The organism is Leclercia sp. M50, from assembly GCF_037150775.1.
Lineage (GTDB): Bacteria > Pseudomonadota > Gammaproteobacteria > Enterobacterales > Enterobacteriaceae > Enterobacter.
In genome coordinates this window covers 1-9,401 of sequence record NZ_JBBCPK010000125.1, presented here as the reverse complement: position 1 = coordinate 9,401, position 9,401 = coordinate 1, and the positions used below count along the sequence as shown (strand labels likewise).

Annotated in this window: 13 protein-coding genes and 2 pseudogenes; 6 read left to right on the top strand and 9 right to left on the bottom strand. The window is 48.9% G+C overall.

Translation table 11 applies throughout. The features are described 5' to 3' along the window. From WFM46_RS21020 to yoaJ, 3 genes and pseudogenes are all read left to right on the top strand, one after another. Positions 1-239: pseudogene (locus tag WFM46_RS21020) on the top strand (diguanylate cyclase); the annotation flags it as partial. A gap of 44 nt (positions 240-283) precedes the next feature. Beyond that, a complete protein-coding gene (locus WFM46_RS21015) occupies positions 284-382 on the top strand; it encodes a YoaK family small membrane protein (protein ID WP_103179242.1) in 99 nt (32 codons plus the stop codon). Next, the gene (gene yoaJ / locus WFM46_RS23915) at positions 383-457 is read left to right on the top strand and encodes a protein YoaJ (protein WP_073885218.1); all 75 of its coding nucleotides are present in this window, start codon (positions 383-385) and stop codon (positions 455-457) included. It begins immediately after the preceding gene. Positions 458-508: 51 nt separating this feature from the next. On the opposite strand, the gene WFM46_RS21010 is transcribed toward yoaJ, so the two are convergent. Further along, entirely contained in the window at positions 509-757 is a 249-nt protein-coding gene (locus tag WFM46_RS21010; RefSeq protein WP_032617669.1) for a GlsB/YeaQ/YmgE family stress response membrane protein, read from the bottom strand. Between the two features lie 363 nt (positions 758-1,120). Between WFM46_RS21010 and yncL the strand changes: the two genes are divergently transcribed. Further along, positions 1,121-1,213, top strand: a complete 93-nt coding sequence (gene yncL / locus WFM46_RS23910) for a stress response membrane protein YncL (RefSeq protein WP_071886459.1) — start codon at positions 1,121-1,123, stop codon at positions 1,211-1,213. Between the two features lie 35 nt (positions 1,214-1,248). Here yncL and WFM46_RS21005 read toward each other — a convergent pair whose 3' ends face one another. Next, positions 1,249-1,503: a hypothetical protein gene (locus WFM46_RS21005; RefSeq protein WP_442913476.1), complete on the bottom strand. Its 255-nt coding sequence runs from the start codon at positions 1,501-1,503 to the stop codon at positions 1,249-1,251. Between the two features lie 44 nt (positions 1,504-1,547). After that, on the bottom strand, positions 1,548-2,450 hold the full coding sequence (locus tag WFM46_RS21000; protein ID WP_336998440.1) for a LysR family transcriptional regulator: 903 nt from the start codon (positions 2,448-2,450) through the stop codon (positions 1,548-1,550). Positions 2,451-2,579: 129 nt separating this feature from the next. On the opposite strand from WFM46_RS21000, the gene WFM46_RS20995 reads away from it, so the two are divergent. Then, on the top strand, positions 2,580-3,431 hold the full coding sequence (locus WFM46_RS20995; RefSeq protein WP_336998439.1) for a nitroreductase family protein: 852 nt from the start codon (positions 2,580-2,582) through the stop codon (positions 3,429-3,431). Between the two features lie 98 nt (positions 3,432-3,529). On the opposite strand, the pseudogene WFM46_RS20990 reads toward WFM46_RS20995, so the two are convergent. Beyond that, positions 3,530-3,706 (bottom strand): annotated as a pseudogene (locus WFM46_RS20990) (isocitrate/isopropylmalate family dehydrogenase); the annotation flags it as partial. Between the two features lie 145 nt (positions 3,707-3,851). Between WFM46_RS20990 and WFM46_RS20985 the strand changes: the two are divergent. After that, positions 3,852-5,012 carry a hypothetical protein gene (locus WFM46_RS20985; protein ID WP_336998438.1) on the top strand — a complete coding sequence of 387 codons (1,161 nt, stop codon included), beginning with the start codon at positions 3,852-3,854 and terminating at the stop codon, positions 5,010-5,012. Positions 5,013-5,228: 216 nt separating this feature from the next. Here WFM46_RS20985 and WFM46_RS20980 read toward each other — a convergent pair whose 3' ends face one another. The 5 genes from WFM46_RS20980 to WFM46_RS20960 all read right to left on the bottom strand — a co-directional run. Beyond that, a complete protein-coding gene (locus tag WFM46_RS20980; protein WP_103826508.1) occupies positions 5,229-5,546 on the bottom strand; it encodes a hypothetical protein in 318 nt (105 codons plus the stop codon). Then, the gene (locus tag WFM46_RS20975) at positions 5,546-5,785 is read right to left on the bottom strand and encodes a hypothetical protein (RefSeq protein WP_103179233.1); all 240 of its coding nucleotides are present in this window, start codon (positions 5,783-5,785) and stop codon (positions 5,546-5,548) included. Before WFM46_RS20975 ends, WFM46_RS20980 begins: the two co-directional genes overlap by 1 nt. 1,016 nt (positions 5,786-6,801) lie before the next feature. Beyond that, positions 6,802-7,800 carry a tail fiber domain-containing protein gene (locus WFM46_RS20970; protein ID WP_336998437.1) on the bottom strand — a complete coding sequence of 333 codons (999 nt, stop codon included), beginning with the start codon at positions 7,798-7,800 and terminating at the stop codon, positions 6,802-6,804. A gap of 11 nt (positions 7,801-7,811) precedes the next feature. Continuing rightward, positions 7,812-8,114, bottom strand: a complete 303-nt coding sequence (locus WFM46_RS20965) for a hypothetical protein (protein WP_336998436.1) — start codon at positions 8,112-8,114, stop codon at positions 7,812-7,814. Continuing rightward, positions 8,114-9,401, bottom strand: a 1,288-nt coding sequence (locus WFM46_RS20960; protein WP_336998435.1) for a phage head spike fiber domain-containing protein, incomplete at its 5' end; no start/stop codon positions are given. The genes WFM46_RS20960 and WFM46_RS20965, both read right to left, overlap by 1 nt.

The following is a 9,401-nucleotide window of genomic DNA, read 5'->3' as shown; positions in this document are numbered from 1 at the left end:
ATGATAGCGAAAGCGGCGAGCAGACGTCGCTGACGGTGCTGAAGAGACAGCTGAGCGCACAGATCGCCGGGGAGTACTGGCTGGGTGATGTGCATCTGGTCTACCCGGGCGCCAGCCTGGGGGTGATTGAGGTGGATCCTGCCAGACTGGATGCAGATAGCGCACTGCGGGCAGCCGACGCCGCCATGTACAGCGATAAAAAAGGGAAACGGAAAACGCCCTTTCTCAATATCGATTAACCCCGTACACTCGACGGGTTTTGTATTTCAGGACAGGTGATAGCATGCGGCTTGGTATTCTGTTCCCGATCGTGATTTTTATCACGGCGGTGGTGTTTTTAACGTGGTTTTTTATCGGCGGCTACGCTGCGCCTGGGGGATAAATGAGAAAAACGACGATTATTATGCTGATTGTCGCCATTGTGGCCGTGGCCGGAAGCCAGTTAGGCTGGTGGTGAATCGCGAAAAAAGACCGCCCATTGGCGGTCTTTTTTCTGAAGTGTGTCGGGTTAGCTTCTTACCTTACGGTAAATAAACAGCACCACCAGCGCACCAATTACTGCAACCATAAAGCTGCCGAAGTTAAAGCCATCGACTCTGCCGAATCCGAACAGGGTACTGATCCAGCCACCCACTACGGCACCGATGATGCCCAGAATGACCGTAACGATGAACCCACCGCCATCTTTGCCCGGCATGATCCACTTCGCCAGAATACCTGCAATAAGCCCAAAGATAATCCAGGATATGATTCCCATAACTGCTTTCCTCTCTGTATGGTTTTTGTCGTCAAATCAAGTACACAGAAAGCTTAGCACAGGATTCAGAAATGCAAGTTTGTGATAGCCATCACGTGAAGATTTTAAGATTAAGTCCACAAACGGCGTCCCACACAAAAGATGGGGTTGCAATTGTTAATGAGAAACATTATCTTTCTCAATACTGAATAGTTGAGCAAATCACTCAGGTATTCAGTACGACATTGCTCACATTGCTTCCAGTATTACTTGCCCACGTTTCGTGGGCTTTTTTTTTGCCTGTTATCCTGCGATTTGACGTTCTGGGATTTGCGATTACGCTTATTAGCACAATCCCAGTACAGCCATAATGGTATTGATAACATGAATGTTTCCAGCAGATTCGTGATTTGTATTAACCTTGTTTGTGCCAGTTCCTTGTTGCTTATACTCTCGGACAAATTTAACTGGTTTTAACGTGAGCAGGCCCGGCATCCGTCGGGTTTCATCTTTTAATCATCCCCTTCGATTAAAAATCCTGCCCGACGTATCGCCTCTTTACAGTCGGTGACGCCTGCCGCGTATCCGGCCTCGATATCACACACCGGGCTGGCGCTGACATAAGGGAGCTTCACTTCGGTTGCGAGAAGCTGCTTCAGGCGGGCGTTCTCCTGACGGATAGTCAGAAGTTCGGCGGCAAGCTCTGCTGGCGTAACCGCGGAGAGTTCACCTGCGGCAATGCGGCGAAGCGCTGTCTCATCAAGCATTATTCCTCCTGCGTAACCATAAAAAACGGGCACCCATCGGCTTCCTACCAGGTACTATTTCCAGAAAATCTCTCAATCATCCAGTCGATGAATATTCTCAATCGGCCATTTAACGGCTTTGTTGGCGGGAAAATAATAGAGACAGGAAATTGTCTGTGCGTAACATCTTCAAGAACAGGAACAAGTTCACCCGATGCTATAAAGCGACGGCTTACGGAAGCATGTGTTTGCCCTATGCCCATGCCGTGGACAAGCATACTTATCAGCGCGGCACTATCATTCGCGGCGATATCAAATGCTGCCAACTGTTTTTCGCCTCCCCTGCTCATGAAACGCAGAGGCCAGGCCTCACCGGTTGCAGCACTGAAATAGCCGACGATTTTATGTCCATTTTCAAGGTCAGTCAGTTTTTTGGGCACGCCATACTGTTTCAGGTAGCCGGGGCTTGCACAGGTAATTAAGCGATCTTTATACAGCGTTCGCGCAATCAGAGAAGAATCCGTCAGCTCACCTGCGCGAATGGCGCAGTCTACACCTTCCTCTATGAGATTAACCGGGCGATCGCCCACCCCAAGCGCCAGCTGTATATGGGGATAGCGTTCACGAAACTCTTCGAGTACCGGCATCAGGACAAAATTCGCCAGCGAGGAGTGAAGATCAATGCGCAGCCTTCCTTTCGCGGCGGCGCCCATATCCCGAATGGCGCCTTCGGTTTCATCGAGTTTAGTGACGAGCTTACTGATCCTTCTGTAATACTCGGCCCCCTCAGTCGTTAAGGTGACAGTACGTGTCGTGCGCTGTATCAGCTTTGTGCCTATATGTTCCTCTAATAATTTGAGATTCTTACTGACAGTGGAGCGCGGCAAATCCAGGTGTGCTGCGGCCTTTGTGAAAGAGCGCGTCTCTACGATGCGCTGGAATATACGTATAGCTAACAGATGATCCATGTCTCAATATTAAAGTAAGCCATCTGATTGTGCACGCACATGGAAACTGAAGTCGTAAATGGGGGGCTTATCCGTGTGGCAACTCCCGCTATCCTGCGGTCATGAAATTTGCCGAAGGAGAGTAAAACCATGACTGACGTTACTGCAAAACAACAGGCGTTGCTGGAAGCCCGATACGGTGTTGAGCAACCCAAACCAGACAACATTATCTGGACGCCGCAGGTCGAAGCCCTGCTGGGCCATAAATCTGTCAGGACATTTTTGCCTGAACCTCTCCCGGATGGGGCAATAGAGACCATGGTCGCTGCGGCGCAATCAGCCTCAAACTCCTCTGCCCTGAATCAGTGGAGCCTGGTAGCCGTTACGGACCCGGCGCTTAAACAGCGTATTTCAGATACCGTAGCACGTTCAGTGCCCGTGGACCGTATCCCGTGGATTGAGGAAGCACCCGCATTGCTCCTCTGGGTAGCAGATCTGTCGCGAGGGGCAGGAATAACAAAAGATGCCGGTAAAGAGCCTGTTGTGCTCGACTACCTCGACTCTTTCCTGATGGCATCGATTGATGCCGCGCTTGCCGCCCAGAACGCTGCCGTTGCAGCGGAATCCATAGGCTTAGGAATAGTCTATCTCGGGGTGATGCGTAATATTGCCAAAGAGGTGGCGGAAATCATCAACCTGCCTGAGTACAGCTTTGTCACGTTTGGCATGGCAACCGGGTGGCCCGACAGAGCCAGAACCAGCAGCATTCGCCCGCGACCGGCTCAGCCAATGGTGCTCCATTACAATCGCTACCAACAGGATCGCTATCGCACCTATTTTGAAGGCTATGAAAATGCATATCAGGCATTTCGTCGTCGCCAGAATATGCGCGACAAAACCTGGACCGGCTCCGTCATTGATTCCGCGACCAGCATGGATTATCTCGGCGGGCGAATCAATTTACGCGAAACGGTCATGCAGCGTGGTTTCAAATTAAAATAACCAGGATTTAGCCTGGGGTCTCTTCAGATCCGCTCATCAAACGCCCATAAAAAACGGGAGCCATCAGGCTCCCGTTCACATACAACCCGAAATCCGGATTACATGTTTTCGATGATCGCGTCACCAAACTCTGAACATTTCAGCAGCTTAGCGCCTTCCATCAGACGTTCGAAGTCATAGGTCACGGTCTTGTTGTTGATCGCGCCTTCCATACCCTTAACAATCAGGTCTGCGGCTTCGAACCATTCCATATGGCGCAGCAGTAGATGCAAGGAATTGTGCTAACCATTTGTTTTAAAACAAAAAAAATGAAAAATAAGATATGAAAACGTGGTTTTTAACTTTTATGTAAGTGATTGCTTTTGTATAGTTGTCTCAGAGTTTTGATAACCTTATTTCCTACTAATTGGGGCAATATTCATGGAAAGTGATAGCATCACACAGACAAATGTTAGTGGTTCAGAAAGTCTTGTCATGCGTGCCAGCTTACTGTCATTTCGAAATCTAAAGCTACTCGCGGAAGGATCCCCTAAATTATCAATTGTAGAATTTCTAATCTACTCTGATAGTAGGTTCTCGGACCAAGTTCTGACAGAGCAAGGATACTCCTTCCTTAATATGTTAGCGTTTTCTGAAGATACCATTGCACCGACCCTGACCGTCAGAGTCGACTGGGCTGTTGACATAAATAAAACTATATTCTCTGGTACAGAACCACATACTTCAGATTTCCATGGGGGATGGTTTACAGATGAAATTGGGGCACTTATCAGTCTTAAACTAGGTATTAGAGCTCATGCTGGCTCTATATCTCGTGATTTTAATTGTCATTCTCCCACCTATGGGCAACCCAGATCAGAAACAAACCCGCCACCACCAATACTATCTAATGGCAAGTCACTAGTTGTTCCATCATGTAGAAAAAGAATAGCCATTTCAAATCTTGATAAAATAAATACAATACATAATTTGAACGAAATGGATTTTAATTATCTGATAAAAGCAGCAAGAAGTTTTCAAGATAGCCTTTGGATTTGCGAGTCCTCACCAAACCTCTCATGGTTACTTTTAGTTTCAGCATTGGAAACTGCCGCCCAACAATGGGATCAAAGCAAAATCACTAATATTCAGAGACTTAAAGAAGCTAAACCAGAGCTTATGTCTACGTTAGAGTCAGATGCTTATCGCGATCTCATTCCTCTTATCGCCGAGGAATTTTCGAGCACATTAGGTGCTGCAAAAAAATTCCGTGACTTCTGCGTACATTTTCTTCCTGATGAACCTAATGATAGACCCGAACATGGAAAAATTGATTGGAAGAAAAAGAACCTTAGAAACATTTTCAATAAAATTTATGAATTACGCTCTCTTGCACTACACACTGGTCAACCTTTTCCCTACCCAATGTGTTGTACACCAGATAAGCATTTTGGCATAGCTGAACAAGCTATCACGTCGCTGGCAACTTCAACCCTCGGGGCAACTTGGACACCAAAAGAAGCACCAATTACTCTTAACATTTTTGTCCATATGGCGCATTCAATTCTAAATAAATGGTGGGATAATCTTTATAGAGCTTGAACTGTTCTTCTCGCGATTTGACGGCATGTTCAACTCCCACCAGCTCCACCAATCATGATTGGACAGTGATAGGACATCACTAGCAATAACAGGAAGTTAGCAGTCTCAGAAGGACACCGACCAGACGGTGAGGGGACAAAAAAGGATACGCAAAGGAGCCGCGGCTCCCGAGTGATAAGAAGCCCGCTGATGCGGGCTTTTTTATGGGCTCTATTTTTACACCGGCCTGTCATCCTCGTCTGTACTGTTGATGAAGAATGTAACCCGCCCCATAATCTCGACCTCCTCCGCAGCTTCGCCCTCGATCGCCTCGCCATCATCACAAATCAGCGCTCTGCCCATGACCCTGGCAAACTGCGTGCGGCCGCCCGACAAAATCAGCAGAACCTGATTCTGTACCAACCTGGTGCACGGCTCGATGACCGCAAAGCCAGAAGAGGTTTCGAGGATGCGGCTGTCCATGCCGATCCCGCAGATACGCTCCGGAGTTAACCGCTGCTCTACGTAGTCGCCTGCCGGTGAAGGGAATCCCATCAGAGAACCCTCCCCATGTTGCGGAGCATCCAGAGCCTGTTCTCGCTGTTGTCCGGCGTCTTGTCGACGAAGCACTCCTGGTATCGCTCTATCCAGTCGTTGGCATCGGCCTGGCTGAAATGCCAGTGTAATTTCGCCAGTTCTTCAATAAAGTCATCTGTGCGTAAACACTGGTAGCCATTAGGGTTTTGCTGTATTGCGGCCACAAATGCGGCGTGAATGTCGTGACGGCGGGGCATGATCTGCACTCCTTTTACTGTTTTTATATACAGTAGTTTTAAAGAGAGTGCAGATCAATGCGGCAGCGCCTATTGATAATTACTGCTGAATATCCAGCTATTCTGCCGAATTGACCAAGCGGGTATACCAGAACTTCCGGTATGAAATTGAGCTCTGTAAGGCCCAGAGGGCTGTAGCGGTGGCCGGAACCCGCTTCGTGTCAGCAGGGGCTTAAACCACCTGTTTAGGCCAGCGTCTTCTACGTGGCGTTGGACGAATGGAGCGCGTAGTAAGTCGGGTTCCGCATACGGAACATACCGCGCCGTGTGGCAGGTTTAGCACGGGATTGAAGGAAGTGTAAAAGAACCGGTTGCTTCTGCAAATAGGACAGATGAATTTCATAGCAGGTATGATGCCTCCAGGCTGTTAGCTGATCCACTACACCTCATCATGTTAGCTAAAGGATAGTTTAATAATCCTTAATGTTCTGGTAGTCATGGTCGGACCAGGCATCATTTTAAGCGGTATTTAAACTTGCTCCTTATCGCACCAAATATTTAATAACGTCCCTAAGAGGCCGATAAGCCCCGACACGATAAGCACAAACAAAACGGCTAACAAAGCAACACTCGCCATCCGAGACTCCTTATCAACATCGCAAAAAAAAGCCTGCCTATTAAGCAGGCAAAAGAAACCAGCACAAACAAACAGCTTACTCTGATACAGGTGCCGGGTGCCTCCCGGTGACTCGTTACCAGTCATACGAGCCGCAAGCATATTTACACCTACAGAACTGGATTGCCCCGCCGCATAGGGGGATTCACCTTCATTAAATTTAGATGATTTTAAACGAAGCGCTAATGCTTCCTACCTAAAGTAATGGCTAATGCCGCCGATATGTTAACTACCTGCGTCATGAACGCAGGATTAATAACAAAGCTAAGGGAGTTGTGCCCGCTCCCGTGCGGGCTTTTTTCTCTCTTCAGAGAGTTCGAATTGCGGTTGATGATAATTACTGCTGAACATTCTGATGCCGTTACGACTTCAGTGCCTGAACCTCAACCTGCAGCTGCACGACTTGGGTGGTCAGCGCCTCGATTTTGGCAATCGCGTGATGCAGCGCCAGCGCCGTATCCATCTGGATAACGTTATTATCAAGAGCTAAGGTGTCGTCTTTATCACAACGATTCCCCTCTTTGTCAAACTCAGGCGCAGCGGGAACCAGCTTCACATACTCACGGTCAATATCCCGCAAAGCATCCTGGGCGATGATCCCCCGGCGCACACGCTCTAAGTAATCGCCGTTATACACGAACGTACAGGGTTTCAGCTTCCTGATGTTTTCGTAAGAGGCTTTTCCGTCGTCATATGCAATATCGTGCTTCAGAGTGGCATCAGAGGTCGCTGACTTCTGATAGGTGTAGTTTCCAGCAAAGCCGCCATCACCACTTGTCGAGGTGACTAAATCCCCGTTGGCTGGGGTGAAATACCAGTACCGTATCTTAGCCCCACTATCTCCGAACTGTGTTAGTGCAGTGTTAGCCCAGGCGCTCAGCCCGTTACCAACATTACCCCACATCGATCGGAGGTTATACCCACCGCCATGTTGATATCCCCAGGAAAGGCCAGCTATAGCCCCGTTCCCCGGAGAATCCGTGGCGGTCTCCGCGTAATAAGAGGCATAGTGTGCCTGTGCTGAGTTCCACCACGAACTCACGGCTGGACCGCCCATATACAAACGTCCGGGAATTTGCACATTGCCGTTGGACATAAAGTCGAAGTAGTTGTTCTGCGCGGAGTCAGTACCCCCCGCATTTTGCACCACCACCAGTCTGGCAATGGAGTAGTTCCATTCGATACGCTTCACGATCTGGAGTTGGGCAGATATCTTCTCAACGCCATTTACGGTGTACTGTGACTTTATGTATCCGCCATAAACCGTACTCCCGACCCCCGGCAGAGACGCGTCATTGATGGTGGATGTCCAGGCAGCAATGGCCCTGCTTAATTCAGCCGTGTCTATTCTGTTTACCATAACTTAATTCCTTACGCCCAGACGCGAGCCGGTGTATTCGGTGTAACCACAACGTCGTTCAGCCCGGATAAATCGAGCGAGTCATTCATGACCCGCAAATTGACGTGATAGCCTGGTTCGGTGGTGTACTTAATCACTTCGTTTTCTTCCCCGGGATTGATAACTTCAGCAGGTACAGTGATAACGCCGACGATATCCAGGCTAATGTCCGGGTGATATAAACCACCCTGCTCTTCATCATCCACAAACCCCGCCGCGATTAATTGCGTGCGCATTTCGTCGGCGTCATTAAAGCGCAGATATAAGTCTCTCATTAGCGGAGTCCATTAATTTGGTTAGGAGTTAAGACACGGTGCCAGATGCGGAAGTTGCGAAGGTAATAAACGAACCTTGCAGTAGACTGGGCTACATTACCGAATTTCGTGATCGCATTAACATCGGCATTGGTTCGGGTACCTGAAGTGGTCTTTCCAATAAATGACATAGATACAGCATTGCCCGTGATGGTATACGCGAACATACCTGACGCCCCATTTTCTAGAGCAATCTCCAGCGGGTTACTGCGGTAGGAACGCATCATTTTATTCGTATCGAGTCGACAAACGATGTCATATCTGGGTCCCTGGACAGATATAGCCTCAGTATAGCCGCCCACAGGCATAAACTTGGCAGTTAGCTCCGCTGCAACGGTCCTATTAAATAGAGTGGCAAGAGTTTTATATCCGGCATTTTCAACAGGAATGCTCCAACTGTCTGCGGTACGCGCAACGGTAGACGCCTCGGTTTTGATATATGAAGTAGGGAAAGGGCTGTCCTCTAATTGCGCGCCCCATACATATAAACCTGACTTGCCATCACCGGTGTAGTTTGATGAAACGCCGTTTGCTAATTGAAGGCGAATAACTGTGCTTTGGCTTGCGGCGGCTGTGAACGCCATCCAGACCCGGTAAATGCCGCTTCCCAAATCCTCGAACCCGCGATCAATATAATCAGCTCCGCCCGCATTACCAGACCATGCCCCTGTAACCGGGTCAAAGAAAGTTTGAGATGTGCTACCAGAAGCAACACGCAAATATAAGTTGCGTGGGCTGGAGTGAGCCTTAACAAAAACGGAAAAGCAATAAGTTGTTCCTGCTACCAAAGCAATATTGCGATCCTGCGTGTAGTGTTCTGCCCCCGCTGTATCCTCTATTATCAGCGCCATCGTTTTATCGCCACGAGGTGAGTCACCACTGTTGTTCGTGGTGGTAACTCTCGATCCTGCTCCCCATTGCTCGGAATTTGTATATAAGTTTGTGGCCTGAGATTCCAGTAATAACCCAGCCTTTTCAAAGCGCGGTTCGTTAATATCTGCGGTCTGCAATACGCCGGATTTGTCGATATACGTTGCTTTGGTTGACCGGGTAAAGGTCGCTGATTTTGTTGCCAGCTCCAGCACCTGCCCGGAAATAGTCAGCCGGTCATAAGGTGCGAACCCTGCCAGCAGGCGCAAATCGTCATTAAACGGCAGCCAAACATCCGGGAAAGGCGCGGTTTCGAAGGGCACGGACGTCAGCAGCTGCGCGGCGGCCAGCGATGCTGCGGCGTTCGTTTCGCTGGTT